A 14817-nucleotide genomic window follows, 5' to 3' on the forward strand; every position below is an offset into this window, starting at 1 on the left:
GGGCCGGGGCGGGGTGCGGTACGCCGGCCGGCGGGTGCGCCGCCCGGCCCACTCGGTGCGGACGCTACGACGCCGGATGGCCCCGGTGGAGCCGGGCGAGCTGACCCGGTGGGTCCGGGCCGACCCGGCCGCCCGGGGCCGCTGACCGGACGTGACCCGCGGCCCCCACCGGCGGGTGCCGGCGGTGGCCGCGGGACGGTGCCGGTGCTGCTTCAGTGGCGTACCTGTTCGCGGGACTGCTGTGCGGAGTCCTTCACGTCCTGGGCGGCCGACCGGGTGTCGTCCCGGACGGCGTGCACGGCCTCCTGGGCGGTGCCGCGCAGCGACTCGGTGGCCTGCCGGGCCGGCTCGCGCAGCTCCTCGGTGAGTTCGCCGGCCACCGCGCCCAGCTTCTCCTTGACGGCCCCGCCGTGCTCGCCGGCCTTCTCCCTGACCTGCGCGGCCAGTTCCTGCTCGCGCCGACTGGCCGGGATCAGCGAGGAGACCAGCATGCCGACCCCGAAGGCGATCAGGCCGGCGGCGATCGGGTTGCCCTCGGACTTCTGCCGGATCACCTGCGGGGTCCGCTGGGCGGCGTCGCCGACTGTCGAGGCCGCCGCGTGGGCGCCCCCACCGACGGCGGAGGCCGCCGCGGCGGCGCGGTCGCCGACGGAGTGCGCGGCGTGGCTGGTGCCGTGGCCCAGGTCGGAAGCGGTACCCATCACCCTGTCCCTCACATTCTGGAGCGCGTTGCGCGCCCGTTGCTTGCGGTCGTCGACGATGCGGCCGGGGCTGACCTTGTACGCCAGCGCGTCCACGTCGGAGCTGAGGCTGTTGCGGGTCGCCTCGATCTCCCGGCGGATCTGGTCGGGATCGGTGCTCATCGGGTCACTCCCTCCGGGTGCGGCTTCAGCGCGTCGGGGATGCGTTGCACGCTGTCGTTGGTCTGCCTGAGGCCCCGCACGTGCGCGGCGTTCTTCTTGGCCATCGAGTAGAGGACGGCGGCGATGCCGGCCCAGACGACGGCGACGATCAGGCCCGCCCACCCGGCGTCCAGCACGTTGGACAGCCCGGCCCAGAGCGCGATGGAGAGGAAGAGGGCGACCATGTAACCGCCGAAGCCGGCTCCGCCGTACAGCCCGGCGGCCTTGCCCGCCTTGCGGCCCTCCTGGCGGATCTCGGCCTTGGCCAGCTCCACCTCCTGGCGCATCAGGGTGGACAGGTCGGTGGTGACCGACCGCATCAGGTCACCCAGGGAGCTGCCCCTGACCTCGTCCGCGGAGTGCGGCCCACCCGCGGGGTGGTATCCGGGGTCCGGTCCGGACCCCTGCGTCGGCACGGTCATGCCGTCGCCTCCCTTCGGCTGGTCGCGCGGCTCACGGACGGGTCACGCCGCTGGCCGGCACGCCGGGCAGCGGGTCGGTCTGGGTCACCGGCGGCAGGGGCTGACCGATGCCGCCGGCCGGGTCGGCGTAGCCGGTGCCGGTGCCGTCGTCGGGGTACGCGGTGCGGCCGGTCGCGCCGTCGGGCCGGGCCGGGTAGCCCGGGTCGGGCTCGGCGTAGGTGCCGGGGGTCGGGTCGAGGTAGCCGACCGGCGGGGCCTGGGTCGGGATGACGGCGGTCTGCTCCGGGTCGTAGCCGTCCGTCGCGCCGTGCCGGCCGGGGCCGCTGTCGGCGGTGAGGCCCTTGGCGAGCCGGCCGGCGAGCACACCGAGCACCGCCGCGCCGATCAGGAACGTGCCGGGATTGCGGCGGGCGTACGTCTTGACCTCGTTGAGCAGGTCACCCGGCTCGCGCTCCTCCAGCCAGCCGGCCACCCCGTGGACCCGGTCGGCGGCCTGGTGGGCGAGTTCGGTGACCGGGCCGCCCTGCCCGCCGTTCTGCGCCATCGAGCGCATCTCCTCGGCCAGCGACCGCAGTCCGCCGGCCGCCCTGCGCTGCTGCTCGCCGCCCTGGGCGGTGAGCTGGTCCCGGGCCTCGCCGTAGAGGTTGCGGGCCTGGCGGCGGGCCTCGCCGACCACCTCGTGCCCCTGTTCCCGGGCTGTCTGGGCGACCGCCCCGCCGGCGTGGGCGGCGTCCGTGCCGACCTGGCGGGCCTGCTCCCGGACGCCGGTGCCGTTGCTCTGCTGTCCGTATGACGTGGTGGACGAAAGATCGTGCGTCATGATGGTCCTTCCGCTCGGATACTCGTCGCGGTGGTTGCGGGGGATGTGCCGGTCTCGTCGGCCGGTGCTTTTCGACCTACCCCCGCTCTGCGGGTCCATGCACAATTCGCGTTTTCCCCGCCGAAAGCCGCCAGTCAGCCCAGAATGTGAGGATCGTCCGACTGTGCCGCGCAGTTGGCTCCCGTGGAGGTGACAGCGATGGCCCACGCCGTACGTCGACCCGCCCCGGCCGCCCCGAAGCCCCGGGTCCAGACGGTCGCCACCGCCGTCGCGGCCGTGTTCCTGCTGCTCGGCGTCCTCGGCTTCGTCCCCGGCGTCACCACCGGCTTCGACGAGCTGGCCTTCGCCGGGCACCACTCCGGGGCGAAGCTGCTCGGGGTGTTCCAGGTGTCGGTGCTGCACAACCTGCTGCACCTGATCTTCGGGCTGGTCGGCCTGGTCCTGGCCCGCCGGCTCGGTGGCGCCCGGCTCTACCTCACCGTCGGCGGGGCGGTCTACCTGGCGCTCTGGCTGTACGGCTTCGCCGTCTCCCGGGACGCCGCAGCCAACATCGTCCCGCTCAACGGCGCGGACAGCTGGCTGCACCTGGGGCTCGGCCTCGGCATGCTCGCCGTCGGCCTGCTGCTGTCCAACGACGCCGGCACCGGTGGCCGGCTGGACGTCCCCCTCGACCGGGGCTGACCTCCCGTCACCCGGGCGGGTGGTTCCCGACCCCGGCGCGCCACGGCGGCGTTTGCCCGCCACGCACCCGGGGCACGGGATCGACGGACGAGGAGGTCACCATGGCGCGCTGGATGCGGAACAACGCCCTGAGCCTGGCCATGCTGGGCGCGTTCGCCGTGTTCCTGGTGTTGCAGAGCATCACCGGCTGGCAGACCCACAACGAGGAGCTGACCGAGTACGGCGCCGCCACCCTGAGCTGGTGGGGCTATCTCGGCAGCGGGCACTTCGTCGAGTCCGTCTTCGAGAACTGGGAGTCGGAGTTCCTCCAGATGGGCGGCTACGTCCTACTCACCGCGTACCTGGTGCAGAAGGGGTCGGCCGAGTCGAAGACCGACGACACCACCGACCGGGCCGCCGACGACGAACGGGAGGCCGGGCCGGACGCGCCGTGGCCGGTGCGGGCCGGCGGGTTCCCGCTGGCCGTGTACCGGCACAGCCTCCCGCTGGTCCTGCTGCTGATCTTCGCGGGGTCCTTCGTCGGGCACCTGTTCGGCGGGGTGGCCGCCTACAACGAGGAGCAGGCGTTGCAGAGCGGCGCGGCCCCGATCAGCGCCTGGCAGTTCCTGCACACCAGTGACTTCTGGTTCCAGTCGATGCAGAACTGGCAGAGCGAGTTCCTCGCCGTCGGGGCGCTGATCCTGCTGAGCATCGTGCTGCGGCAGGCGTCGTCGCCGGAGTCGAAGCCGGTGACCGCCGCCCACGCCCAGACCGGCGCCTGACCGCCCCCGCCGGCCCGGGTCAGGCCGGTGCCCGGCCGGCCCGGGTCAGGCCGCCACCGGCAGCCGCTTGGCGAAACACACGCTGTACGGGTTGTGGACGTACTCGCCGTACACGGGGATCGGCTGGTAGCCGCAGGAGGTGTAGAGGCCGATCGCGGCCGGCAGGTAACTGCCCGTCTCCAGGCAGAGCACCGAGTGGCCCCGCTGGAACGCCAACTCCTCCAGCGCGCTGAGCAACTGCCTGGCGATCCCCCGCCCCCGGTACGCCGGCCGGACGTACATCCGCTTCAGCTCGCCGGTCTCGGCGTCGAGGGACTGTACGCCACCGCAGGCCACCACCCGGCCGCCGTCGACCACCACCAGGTAGCGGATGCCGTCGTGCACCACGGTGGCCTGCCCGTCCAGCCCGCCGTCGGCCTCGCGCAGCTCCCGCTGCTGGGCGGCGACCAGCGCGTCGACCTCCGGGTCGGTGGCGGGACGGGACTCGATCAGCATCATCCCACGGTAGGACGGGTCCGTTTCACGAAGGTTTCCAGGAAACGACCCGGACCCGACCGGTACCGGGCTATTCCTCGTCCTCGTCGTCGTCCGCCGGCTCCGGGGCCGGGTCCAGCTCGTCCTCCGGGCGCTGTCGACGCGCCTTGCGGGCGGCCAGCCGCTCCGCCGCCGCGGGACGCGTCGACTTCTCCTCCAGCCGGACGTCGGTGCCCCGGTTGCCGGGGACGAAGTCGACGCCCGCGTACAGGGTGGGCTGCCAATCGAACTCCCGCTCACCGATGCGGACCAGGTCACCGGGGTTGGCGCCGGCCTTGGCCAGCTTCTCCTCCACGCCCAGCCGGGCCAGCCGGTCGGCGAGGAAGCCGACCGCCTCGTCGTTGTCGAAGTTCGTCTGCCGGACCCAGCGTTCGGGCCGTACGCCCCGCACGGTGAACGAGCCGTCGGCCTGCGCCTCGATGGTGAACCCGGCGTCGTCGACGGCCTTCGGCCGGATCACGATCCGGGTCGGCTCGGCCGGCGGGGCGGCGCGGCGGGCCTGGTCCACCAGCTCCGCCATCGCGTACGTCAGCTCCTTGAGCCCCTCCCGGGTCGCCGCGGAGACGTCGAACACCCGGAATCCGCGTGCCTGCAGGTCAGGGCGGACGATGTCGGCGAGGTCCTGCCCGTCCGGCACGTCGACCTTGTTGAGCGCCACCAGCCGGGGCCGGTCGGCCAGCCCGCCGTACTCGGCCAGTTCCGCCTCGATGGTGTCGATGTCGGCCAGCGGGTCCCGCCCCGGTTCCAGGGTCGCCGTGTCGACCACGTGCACGAGCACGGCGCACCGCTCGACGTGGCGCAGGAACTCCAGGCCCAGCCCCTTGCCGGTGGCCGCCCCGGGGATCAGCCCCGGCACGTCGGCGACCGTGAAGGTGTGGTTGTCCACCCGGACCACGCCCAGGTTGGGCACCAGGGTGGTGAACGGGTAGTCGGCGATCTTCGGCTTGGCGGCGGAGATCACCGAGATCAGCGACGACTTGCCCGCCGACGGGAAGCCCACCAGGCCGACGTCGGCCACGCTCTTGAGTTCCAGCACCACGTCGAGCCGGTCGCCGGGCTCGCCCAGTTCGGCGAAGCCGGGGGCCTTGCGCCGGGCGTTGGCCAGCGAGGCGTTGCCCCGGCCGCCGCGCCCGCCCCGGGCCGCCTCGAAGGTGGTGCCCGCGCCGACCAGGTCGGCCAGCACGGTGCCGTCGAGGGTCTGCACGACCGTGCCGTTGGGCACCTTGATCAGCAGGTCGTGACCGTTGGCGCCGTCCCGGTTCGAACCCGCGCCGCCCCTGCCGTTCTCGGCCTTGAGGTGCGGGCGGAAGTGGAAGTCGAGCAGGGTGGTGACCTGCGGGTCGACCACCAGCGACACGCTGCCGCCGTGCCCGCCGTTGCCCCCGTCCGGGCCGCCGAAGGGCTTGAACTTCTCCCGGTGGATGGAGACACAGCCGTGCCCGCCGTCGCCGGCCTGCATGTGCAGGACGACCCGGTCAACGAACGTCGTCACGACGCCAATCCTTCCAGCGGGGGTCGGCCCCCGCACGTGAAAAAGCACCCCCCGGGACCCGCCCGGTCGGGGACGGACACCCGCCGGCGGGAGCATCCCGCACCTGAAACGGCGAAGCGGGCCGGGGACCCCCAGGTCCGCGGCCCGCTTCGCCTTCGTGTTACTGCGGCACGATGCTGACGGTCTTGCGACCCCGCTTGGTGCCGAACAGGACCGAGCCGGCGGCCAGCGCGAAGAGCGTGTCGTCGCCACCGCGGCCGACCAGGTCACCGGGGTGGAACTTGGTGCCGCGCTGACGGATGAGGATCTCACCCGCGCTGACCACCTGACCACCGAAGCGCTTCACGCCGAGCCGCTGGGCCGCGGAGTCACGACCGTTACGCGAGCTGGACGCACCCTTTTTGTGAGCCATTGTCCGACGACCTACTTCCCGCTGGAGATGCCGGTCACCTTGACCTGGGTCAGCGGCTGGCGGTGACCCTGGCGCTTGTGGTAGCCGGTCTTGTTCTTGAACTTGTGGATCCGGATCTTCGGGCCCTTGGTGTGCGCGGCGATCTCGCCGGACACCGCGACCTTGGCAAGCTTCGCCGCGTCGGTCACCAGGTCGTCACCGTCGACGAGGAGCACCGCGGTGAGCTTCACCGCGTCACCGGGGGCACCGGTGAGCTTCTCGACCTCGATCACGTCGCCCTCGGCGACCTTGTACTGCTTGCCGCCGGTCTTGACGATCGCGTACATCGGAGGCGGACTCCCTGTCGTTGAGGCTGCTGGCGGTCGTTCCCATGGCAACTCGCCGGGTAGCTGTGACACCGGCAGCGCGGGCACGCGGGAACTCGGCACACCAAAGTGCGCCGCAGGAAAGAGTACGCCATCCCCCGCCCGCCGCCCAAACCGGCCCCCCGCCCGGCCGGGCCCGCGGTCAGCGGGCGCAGAGCTGGTCCAGCCGCTGCTGGAGCCGGTCCAACTCGGTCTCGTCGATCGAGTCGACGTCGGTGCCGAGCCGGCCGATCTCGGTGGCCAGGTCGGTGAGCAGGGTCTTCAGCTGCGGATCGGTGGCCCGGCCGGACTGCTGCCGCAGCGCCGTCCGCCAGGTGGTCAGCGCCGTCTCGGCCCGCTTGCGGGCGGTGTCCGCCGCCGCGCTGTCGTTCGCGCCGACCGCCGCGATCATCTTGCCCAGTTCCTCGACGTAGGTGCGTACCGCCGTGGTCGACGCCGCCTCGGCGTCGGCACACACCTGCGGCCCGTTGCCGCCGGCCGGGGAGCCGCTCACCGCGGCCGACGGGACCACGGAGGCGGGGGTGGCGACGCCGGACGGCCGGCCGGAGGCCGTCGGCGCGTCGGCTTGGTCACCGGAACAGCCGACGCCGGCCAGCAGAACGGTGGTCACCACGATGGCGGCGGGCAGGCGGCGCATGGTCTTCTCCTAGCCGGGGGTGACCGATGGTATCGCCGCACCCCCGGCACGGCAGGACCCCTCCCACCGGGAAGGGGTCCACCGCCGTCGGGTGCGGCTCAGCCGGTCACGGCCGGGTACGGCGACGGGCACCGCCCCGGCGGGAGCGCCGCCGGCCCGTGCCGGCCTCCCCGTCGTCGTCACCGTCGGAGTCGCCGAGCGCGTCCGGGTCGTCCGCCCCGGCGAGCCGGGCCGACTCGCCGGTCTGGGCGTCGGCTGCGGCCGGGGTCTGCGCCTCGTACCGGGACAGGTCGTAGCCCATGGTGTCGTGGTAGCCGTTGTCGGCCGCCGGGGCGGCGACCTCGGCCTCCTCGGGTGCCTCCGTGGTCTCCACCACGGCCCGCTCCGTCGTCGCCGCCTTGCGGGCGCGCCGCCGCGCGGAGGGGGTGGTGGCGGTGGCCGGCGGCTCGGCCGCCGGGGCGGCCACCGCCGAGGCGACCGCCTTGACCCGTTCGCCCGCGCCGCCACCGGTACGCGGCTTCTCCGGCACCGGCTCGGTGTGGATCACCAGACCCCGGCCTTTGCAGCACTCGCAGGGCTCGCTGAACGCCTCCAGCAGGCCCGCGCCGATCCGCTTGCGGGTCATCTGCACCAGGCCGAGCGAGGTGATCTCGGTCACCTGGTGCTTGGTGCGGTCCCGGCCCAGGCACTCGGTCAACCGGCGCAGCACCAGCTCCCGGTTGGACTCCAGCACCATGTCGATGAAGTCGATCACCACGATGCCGCCGATGTCGCGCAACCGCAGCTGGCGGACGATCTCCTCGGCCGCCTCCAGGTTGTTGCGGGTGACCGTCTCCTCCAGGTTGCCCCCGGAGCCGGTGTACTTGCCGGTGTTGACGTCGATGACGGTCATCGCCTCGGTGCGGTCGATCACCAGCGAGCCGCCGGAGGGCAGGAAGACCTTGCGGTCCAACCCCTTGATGATCTGCTCGTCGATCCGGTACTCGGCGAACACGTCGGCGGTGCCGACATGCCGGCGCACCCGGTCGACCAGGTCCGGCGAGACGTGCGATAGGTACGACTCGACCATGCCGTACGACTGCTCGCCCTCGATGACCAGCTCGCGGAAGTCCTCGTTGAACAGGTCGCGGACCACCCGGATGACCAGGTCGGGCTCCTCGTAGAGCAGCACCGGGGCACCACCGGCGGTCGCCTTGGCCTGGATGTCCTCCCACTGGGCCTGCAACCGCTTGACGTCCCGGGCCAGCTCGTCCTCGCTGGCGCCCTCGGCGGCGGTCCGGACGATCACGCCCGCGCCGTCGGGGACCAGCTTCTTGAGCACGTCCCGCAGCCGCTTGCGCTCGGTGTCGGGCAGCTTGCGGCTGATCCCGGAGGCGTTGCCGTTGGGCACGTAGACCAGGTGCCGGCCGGAGAGCGCCACGTGGCTGGTCAGCCGGGCGCCCTTGTGCCCGATCGGGTCCTTGGTGACCTGGACCAGCACCGAGTCGCCGGAGCGCAGGGCCTGCTCGATCGAGCGGGAGCGCCCCTCCAGGCCGGTGCTGTCCCAGTTGACCTCACCGGCGTACAGCACGGCGTTGCGTCCCCGCCCGACGTCGACGAAGGCCGCCTCCATGCTGGGCAGGACGTTCTGCACCTTGCCCAGGTAGACGTTGCCGGCCATGGTGCCCGACGAGTTGCGGGTGACGTAGTGCTCGACCAGGACGCCGTCCTCCAGGACCGCGATCTGGGTACGGTCGCCGCGCTGGCGGACCGCCATCACCCGGTCGACCGCCTCCCGGCGGGCCAGGAACTCCGACTCGCTCAGGATCGGCGGGCGGGTCCGGCGCTGCTCCCGGCCGTCCCGGCGGCGCTGGCGCTTGGCCTCCAGCCGGGTCGAACCGGAGACACCCTGCACCTCGTCGACGGCCTTGCGGGGCTCCCGGATCTTGACCACCGTGGGCACGCCGTCGTCGGCACCGCCCTCGACGTCCCCGGCACCCCGACGACGCCGCCGACGCCGACGACGGGTCAGCCCGTCCCCGTCGCCCTCGTCCTCGGCGTCGTCGCCCTCACCCTCGGCCTCGGCCTGGGCCGGTTCCTCGGTCTCGTCCTCGTCGGCCTCGTCCGCGCCGCCCTTGCCCCGGCCCCGGCCCCGGCGACCCCGGCGGCGACGACGGCGCGCGGCGGCCGACTCGTCGTCGTCCTCCTCGTCGCTCTCGTCCTCGCCGGTGTCCCCGACCTCGGCGGTCGGCTCCTCCTCGACGACCTCCACGACCTCGACCGGCTCGGCCTCACGGCGGCCACGGCGACGCCGCCGCCCGGTCTCGACCGGTTCCTCGACGGGCTCCTCGGCGACCGGGCCGGGCTCGACCACCCGGAAGGTGGGCAGTTCCTCCGGCTGCGGGGCCATGAACAGGACCGTCGGCGCGGCGATCGCGGCCCGCCGCCTGCGGGTACGCGGCTGCGGTTCGGCCGGCTCCACCGGCTCGTCGACGGCCGGCACGGCGACGCCGGGCGGCACCTCACCGGTCTGCTCGCCGGCGACCGGCGACGCCGGCCCGGCGGCCGGCCGGTCGCTCGCGGGCTCCTGCGCCACGGGCTGCTCGGCCACGGCCTGCTCGACCACGGGCTCCTCGGCCTCGTCGGCGACGGTCGGCTCGGTCGGGGCGGCCGCCTCCACGGCGGGCTCCTCCTCGGGAGCATCGCCCTGGGCTGCGGAAACCTCACCCACCGACGCCTGGCCGGTCACCACCTCGGCGGCCGGCGGCGACGTCGGGGCCTCGACGGGCGGCTCGGTCGCCGCCGGGGCGACGGCCTTCTTCCGCCGGGTACGGGTCACCTTCACCGGCGGCACGAGTTCCGCGCTGCCCTCCTCGACCCCGTCGACGACCACCGGCTCCTCGGCGGCCTTGGCCGGGGTGGCCTTGCGCCGGCGGCGGGTGGTCTTCGGCGCGGAGTCCAGCTCACCGGCGACCGGGACGATCACCTCGGCCTGCTGTGACTCGTCGGTGGCCGACGGGGCGCTGCCGGACGCCTCTGCGGGCGCTCCCCCGGTCAGTTCCGGCTGGCTCAGCGGCGCGGCCCGCCGCCGGGTGGCCCGCCGCCGGGTTGGTGCCGCCGTGCCCTCCGTGGACGCCGCAGCGCCCTCCGGTGGTGTCGCGGCGGCTCCCGCGCCGGTGCCGATGGTGCTGTCGGCGGTGTCGCCGGCCGGCTGGGAACCGGTCCGTTCGCCGCCCTCGGGCTCGTTCTCGAGCATGGACGTTCTCCAGTTCTGGCGGCCCCGGGCGCGGGTGAGCGCTGCCACGCAGGATCGCCGCAAAAGTGTTTCCGCCGGGCGCGCGACGTGCGCGACCGCCGAAGTCTGCCTGCCAGAACGCCGACCGACGGTCAGCGTTCTCCGATGGCTGCCCCGTCGCGGTCCGCGTCCAACGGATCCACGATCGCGCCCTGCGCGGTCAACACGCCCTGCGCCAGCCGGATCACCCTCGGGGAGACCGGCGGCTCCAGGGCGGCCACCACGCGGAGGCCGGAAAGGACGTCATCGGGTCGCACGGACGGGGTGACCTGCCGTACGACCAGTTCGAGTATCGCACATGACGGCTCCGCTGCCCCGGAAGGCGTCTGCACCGGCGGCAGCACATCGATACGGGTCACCGCGCCACGGGCGTCGAACGTCCGCCGGCCCTGCTTGGTCATCCGCTCGACCTGCACCTCGTCGGCGGCCACGAAGGCGGAAACCGCCCGTTGCGCCACCGCGTGCTCGACCCCGGGCAGCTCGATGCGCCAGTACGACGCCTCGATCCGCTCCGCCAGGCTGCCCCCGGTCGCGACCACCACGTCCAGCACGTCGAGGCCGGGCGAGAGCGCCGCGTCGAGAGCCACCCGAAGCTGCTCCGGGTCCACCACCGCCTGGAGGCCGACCTCCAGGTACTCCGCCTCGCTGGCCACGCCGGTGGGGGCGGCGCTGGCGTAGGAGATCTTCGGGTGCGGGGTGAAGCCCTGGGAGAAGGCCACCGGCACGGCGGCCCGGCGCAGGGCGCGCTCGAAGGCGCGGGCGAAGTCCCGGTGGGAGGTGAACCGCAACGGCCCGCGCTTGGCGTACCGGATGCGGACACGCTGGACGACCGGCGCCTGCCCGCCCTCCGGCTGTGGTTTCCTGCTGATCGTCGTACTCCTCGGTCTGGTCACCGGCCGCCGTCCCCCGTGGCGCGGGCTGCCGGTGACGATAGCCGCACACCCGCCGCAACGGGACGGGTGGCCCGCCGCAGCGGGCCGGGTCCCGTCCCGTCGGTGGTCACTGCTGGGCGCCGGTGGGCACCCTCATCGCGGTCACCGGGGTGAGCGGCAGGAGCTTGCGGCCGGTGGGCCCGATCTGGATCTCGGTGTCCATCGACGGGCAGACGCCGCAGTCGAAGCACGGGGTCCACCGGCAGTCGTCCTGCTCGTACTCGCCCAGCGAATCCTGCCAGTCCTGCCAGAGCCAGTCCTTGTCCAGGCCCGAGTCGAGGTGGTCCCAGGGGAGCACCTCCAGCTCGTCGCGCTCGCGGGTGGTGTACCAGTCCAGGTCGACACCGAAGCCCGGCAGCACCGCCGCGGCGGCGTCCACCCAGCGCTGGTACGAGAAGTGCTCGCTCCAGCCGTCGAACCGGCCACCGTTGCGCCACACCTCGTGGATCACCGCGCCGACCCGGCGGTCGCCCCGGCTGAGCAGGCCCTCGATCAGCGACGGCTCACCGTCGTGGTAGCGGAAGCCGATCGCCCGGCCCAGCGAACGGTCGCTGTTGATGGCCTGCTTGAGCAGCTTGAGCCGGCCGTCGATGACCTCGGGCCGCTCCATCGACGCCCACTGGAACGGGGTGTGCGGCTTCGGCACGAACCCGCCGATCGAGACGGTGCAGCGGATGTCCTTGGAGCCGGTGGCCGCCCGCCCGGCCCGGATCACCTCGTGCGCCATGTCGGCGATCTCCAGGACGTCGGCGTCGGTCTCGGTGGGCAGGCCGCACATGAAGTACAGCTTCACCTGCCGCCAGCCGTTGGTGTACGCGGTGACCACCGTACGGATCAGGTCTTCCTTCGACACCATCTTGTTGATGACCTTGCGGATCCGCTCCGACCCGCCCTCCGGGGCGAAGGTCAGCCCGGTGCGCCGGCCGTTGCGGGACAGCTCCTGCGCCAGGTCGATGTTGAACGCGTCCACCCGGGTCGACGGCAGCGACAGCGACACGTTGGTGCCGGCGTACTGCTCGGCCAGGCCGGAGCACATGTCACCGATCTCGGAGTGGTCGGCCGAGGACAGCGACAGCAGGCCCACCTCGTGGAAGCCGGAGAACTCCAGCCCCTGCTGCACCATCTGCCCCACGGTGGTGATCGACCGCTCCCGCACCGGGCGGGTGATCATGCCGGCCTGGCAGAACCGGCAGCCCCGGGTGCAGCCCCGGAAGATCTCCACCGCGTACCGCTCGTGCACCGTCTCGGCCAGCGGCACCAGCGGCTTCTTCGGGTACGGCCAGGCGTCCAGGTCCATCGTCGTGCGCTTGTGCACCCGGAACGGCACGTCCGGGCGGTTCGGCACCACCCGCTGGATCCGGCCGTCGGGCAGGTAGTCCACGTCGTAGAAGCGCGGCACATAGACGCTCTCGGTGCGGGCCAGCCGCAGCAGCAGCTCGTCCCGGCCTCCCGGGGAGCCCTCCGCCTTCCACTCCCGGACGATCGTGGTGATCTCCAGGACCGCCTCCTCGCCGTCGCCGAGCACCGCGGCGTCGATGAAGTCGGCGATCGGCTCCGGGTTGAACGCGGCGTGCCCGCCGGCCACGATCACCGGGTCGGCGTCGGTGCGGTCGGCCGCCAGCATCGGGATGCCGGCCAGGTCGATCGCGGTGAGCAGGTTGGTGTACCCCAGCTCGGTGGAGAACGAGACCCCGAACACGTCGAACCGGCGCACCGAGCGGTGCGCGTCGACGGTGAACTGCGGCACGGCGTGCTCGCGCATCAGCCGCTCCAGGTCCGGCCAGACCGCGTACGTCCGCTCGGCCAGCACGTCGGGCAGCTCGTTGAGCACCTCGTAGAGGATCTGCACGCCCTGGTTGGGCAGCCCCACCTCGTACGCGTCGGGGTACATCAGCGCCCACCGTACGGTCGCGGCGTCCCAGTCCTTGACCACCGCGCCCAGCTCGCCACCGACGTACTGGATGGGCTTGGTCACCTGGGGCAGCAGCGCCTCCAGCCGGGGCCACACCGACAACGTGGGGTCGTGGTGCGGCGACGCGACCGCCGCGTCGTCGGTCGGGGCCGCGGCGGGGCGCGGGGTCGTGGACGGAGCACTCATGGAGCCCAAGGGTACGCGTCCACCGGCGGACCGCTCGCCGCACCGCCGACCTGCCCGCTCCCGTCACCCGGCCGCCCGCCTACCCACCGTCGCCTGTCGGCCGGGCGGCCGGGGCCGCACCGGGCGGGGCCCCGGGGCCGGCTGTGCGAGGCTTCCCGGTCGGTGGGGGCCGAGGGGCGGCCGGTTGGTCGAGGTGGCGGCCCGGTACTAACCTCGCAACCGGTGCGAGAGGAGATTGCCGCGATGCCGGAGCCGCAGCCGGGAGCAGACCGGCCGGCCGACGGGGACCATCCCGTCCCGGGTCGGCAGCAGGATCCGGTGGTCGCCACCGGTCCGGCCGCTCCGGAAAACCCGATCGACCGGCACGACCCGGTCACGCAGGACGACCCGACCAGGCAGGACGACCCGACCGCGCAGGACGACCCGACCGCGCAGGACGACGCGGCGACGCAGGGCGACCCGACCGGACAGGACGAGCAGGCCGGGCCGGTGGAGCCACAGCAGCCCGCTGATCCGGCCGCCCGGACCGAACGACCCGACCCGCCGGCACCCGCCGACCCCAGCGCTCAATCCGGTCCGCCGGAGCAGGTCAGCACGCCGGAGCCCACCGGCCCACCGGAGCCGACCGACCCAGCGGGTCAGGTCAGCCCGGTCGCGCCCATGCCGCAGGCCGCGCCCGCCGATCCGGTGGGGTCGGCACAGCCTGCGCGGGAGGTCGCGTCCGGCCCGGTCACGCCGGCCCGGGGCTCGGCCGCCGTTCCGGGCCGGACCACCCCGCCCGGCGCGCCGCACCGTCCCGACGCCACCCGGGTGGAGCAGCCCGACGCCGTCCGGACGGAGCAGCGTCCCGACCCCACGCGGATCGAGCGGCATCCCGACGACACCCCGGTGGCGCAGCGCCCCGACGCCACCCGGGTGGAACAGCGTCCCGACGCCACCCGGCTGGAGGAGCACCCGGGCGGGCAGCGTGCCGACCCGACGCTGGAGGAGCCGGCGGTGCCCCGGTGGAGCGGTTCCGCCGCCGTGCCCCCGCCCCCGCCGCGTCGCCCCGGGTGGGGCGAGTCGGTCGAGTTCGTCCCGCTTCCGCCGCCCCCGCCACCTGCGCCGGAGCTGCCCGAACACCGCACCCCGGTCGACCCCTGGGCGGGTGCCGACACCGGCGGCTGGGACGTGCACCATCCGGAGCTGGCGCCGCTGCCGTACGCGCCGCCGCCGACCCGCCCCTATCCGGCGGCCGTCGACCAGCCACCACCCGCCGCCGCGGCGGTCCCGCCGCACCAGCACACCCCTACCCCGCCGCACCAGCACACGCCGACCCCGCTCCGCCAGCACAGCCCGGCGCCGTCGTACCCGTCGGCGGCACCGGCCGCCCCGGCCACGCCCTCGCCGACCCGGCCGTACCCGGTCACGCCGGTGCCCGCCGCGCGGCCGGCGCCCCTGCCGCCGGCCCGCCCCGTGTCACCGCCGCCGGCCCGCCCGGTGTCACC

The 14817-nt window shown here is 73.9% G+C and carries 13 protein-coding genes and 1 pseudogene; 3 read left to right on the forward strand and 11 right to left on the reverse strand.

The annotated features are described in order from the left end of the window. Positions 1 to 212 precede the first annotated feature (212 nt). From B5D80_RS31575 to B5D80_RS31585, 3 genes are read right to left on the reverse strand one after another with little or no spacing between them, the layout of a single operon-like run. Positions 213 to 863 carry a DUF3618 domain-containing protein gene (locus B5D80_RS31575; RefSeq protein WP_088647588.1) on the reverse strand — a complete coding sequence of 217 codons (651 nt, stop codon included), beginning with the start codon at positions 861 to 863 and terminating at the stop codon, positions 213 to 215. Then, a complete protein-coding gene (locus B5D80_RS31580) occupies positions 860 to 1324 on the reverse strand; it encodes a phage holin family protein (protein ID WP_088647589.1) in 465 nt (154 codons plus the stop codon). Before B5D80_RS31580 ends, B5D80_RS31575 begins: the two co-directional genes overlap by 4 nt. Positions 1325 to 1355: 31 nt before the next feature. Continuing rightward, positions 1356 to 2144: a hypothetical protein gene (locus tag B5D80_RS31585; RefSeq protein WP_088647590.1), complete on the reverse strand. Its 789-nt coding sequence runs from the start codon at positions 2142 to 2144 to the stop codon at positions 1356 to 1358. A gap of 198 nt (positions 2145 to 2342) precedes the next feature. On the opposite strand from B5D80_RS31585, the gene B5D80_RS31590 reads away from it, so the two are divergent. Continuing rightward, positions 2343 to 2825, forward strand: a complete 483-nt coding sequence (locus B5D80_RS31590; RefSeq protein WP_088647591.1) for a DUF4383 domain-containing protein — start codon at positions 2343 to 2345, stop codon at positions 2823 to 2825. A gap of 101 nt (positions 2826 to 2926) precedes the next feature. After that, complete coding sequence (locus B5D80_RS31595) at positions 2927 to 3586, forward strand: DUF6766 family protein (RefSeq protein ID WP_088647592.1); 660 nt, start codon at positions 2927 to 2929, stop codon at positions 3584 to 3586. Between the two features lie 45 nt (positions 3587 to 3631). On the opposite strand, the gene B5D80_RS31600 is transcribed toward B5D80_RS31595, so the two are convergent. From B5D80_RS31600 to B5D80_RS31635, 8 genes are all read right to left on the reverse strand, one after another. Beyond that, the gene (locus tag B5D80_RS31600) at positions 3632 to 4081 is read right to left on the reverse strand and encodes a GNAT family N-acetyltransferase (protein WP_088647598.1); all 450 of its coding nucleotides are present in this window, start codon (positions 4079 to 4081) and stop codon (positions 3632 to 3634) included. A 70-nt stretch (positions 4082 to 4151) separates the two neighbouring features. After that, positions 4152 to 5612, reverse strand: a complete 1461-nt coding sequence (gene obgE / locus B5D80_RS31605) for a GTPase ObgE (protein WP_088647593.1) — start codon at positions 5610 to 5612, stop codon at positions 4152 to 4154. Between the two features lie 160 nt (positions 5613 to 5772). Next, positions 5773 to 6024: a 50S ribosomal protein L27 gene (rpmA, locus tag B5D80_RS31610; protein WP_088647594.1), complete on the reverse strand. Its 252-nt coding sequence runs from the start codon at positions 6022 to 6024 to the stop codon at positions 5773 to 5775. Positions 6025 to 6035: 11 nt separating this feature from the next. After that, positions 6036 to 6350, reverse strand: coding sequence for a 50S ribosomal protein L21 (gene rplU, locus B5D80_RS31615; RefSeq protein ID WP_067312477.1), 315 nt, complete (start codon positions 6348 to 6350; stop codon positions 6036 to 6038). A 181-nt stretch (positions 6351 to 6531) separates the two neighbouring features. Next, a complete protein-coding gene (locus tag B5D80_RS31620) occupies positions 6532 to 7026 on the reverse strand; it encodes a hypothetical protein (protein ID WP_088647595.1) in 495 nt (164 codons plus the stop codon). A 106-nt stretch (positions 7027 to 7132) separates the two neighbouring features. Further along, positions 7133 to 10261: an Rne/Rng family ribonuclease gene (locus B5D80_RS31625; protein ID WP_088647596.1), complete on the reverse strand. Its 3129-nt coding sequence runs from the start codon at positions 10259 to 10261 to the stop codon at positions 7133 to 7135. Positions 10262 to 10392: 131 nt separating this feature from the next. After that, the gene (locus tag B5D80_RS31630; RefSeq protein ID WP_088647599.1) at positions 10393 to 11112 is read right to left on the reverse strand and encodes a TIGR03936 family radical SAM-associated protein; all 720 of its coding nucleotides are present in this window, start codon (positions 11110 to 11112) and stop codon (positions 10393 to 10395) included. Positions 11113 to 11299: 187 nt separating this feature from the next. Beyond that, positions 11300 to 13330, reverse strand: a complete 2031-nt coding sequence (locus B5D80_RS31635; protein ID WP_088647597.1) for a TIGR03960 family B12-binding radical SAM protein — start codon at positions 13328 to 13330, stop codon at positions 11300 to 11302. Positions 13331 to 13552: 222 nt separating this feature from the next. Here B5D80_RS31635 and B5D80_RS31640 point away from each other — a divergent pair. Beyond that, positions 13553 to 14817: pseudogene (locus tag B5D80_RS31640) on the forward strand (hypothetical protein); the annotation flags it as partial.

It is taken from the genome of Micromonospora wenchangensis (assembly GCF_002210435.1).
Lineage (GTDB): Bacteria > Actinomycetota > Actinomycetes > Mycobacteriales > Micromonosporaceae > Micromonospora > Micromonospora wenchangensis.

What these genes read in the sequence shown, in the direction of transcription:
- B5D80_RS31620 (WP_088647595.1), bottom strand. Translation starts at nt 7,026, where the DNA reads ATGCGCCGCCTGCCCGCCGCCATCGTGGTGACCACCGTTCTGCTGGCC.
- B5D80_RS31580 (WP_088647589.1), bottom strand. Translation starts at nt 1,324, where the DNA reads ATGACCGTGCCGACGCAGGGGTCCGGACCGGACCCCGGATACCACCCC.
- B5D80_RS31575 (WP_088647588.1), bottom strand. Translation starts at nt 863, where the DNA reads ATGAGCACCGATCCCGACCAGATCCGCCGGGAGATCGAGGCGACCCGC.
- B5D80_RS31585 (WP_088647590.1), bottom strand. Translation starts at nt 2,144, where the DNA reads ATGACGCACGATCTTTCGTCCACCACGTCATACGGACAGCAGAGCAAC.
- B5D80_RS31600 (WP_088647598.1), bottom strand. Translation starts at nt 4,081, where the DNA reads ATGCTGATCGAGTCCCGTCCCGCCACCGACCCGGAGGTCGACGCGCTG.
- B5D80_RS31590 (WP_088647591.1), top strand. Translation starts at nt 2,343, where the DNA reads ATGGCCCACGCCGTACGTCGACCCGCCCCGGCCGCCCCGAAGCCCCGG.
- B5D80_RS31635 (WP_088647597.1), bottom strand. Translation starts at nt 13,330, where the DNA reads ATGAGTGCTCCGTCCACGACCCCGCGCCCCGCCGCGGCCCCGACCGAC.
- B5D80_RS31595 (WP_088647592.1), top strand. Translation starts at nt 2,927, where the DNA reads ATGGCGCGCTGGATGCGGAACAACGCCCTGAGCCTGGCCATGCTGGGC.
- rplU (WP_067312477.1), bottom strand. Translation starts at nt 6,350, where the DNA reads ATGTACGCGATCGTCAAGACCGGCGGCAAGCAGTACAAGGTCGCCGAG.
- B5D80_RS31625 (WP_088647596.1), bottom strand. Translation starts at nt 10,261, where the DNA reads ATGCTCGAGAACGAGCCCGAGGGCGGCGAACGGACCGGTTCCCAGCCG.
- rpmA (WP_088647594.1), bottom strand. Translation starts at nt 6,024, where the DNA reads ATGGCTCACAAAAAGGGTGCGTCCAGCTCGCGTAACGGTCGTGACTCC.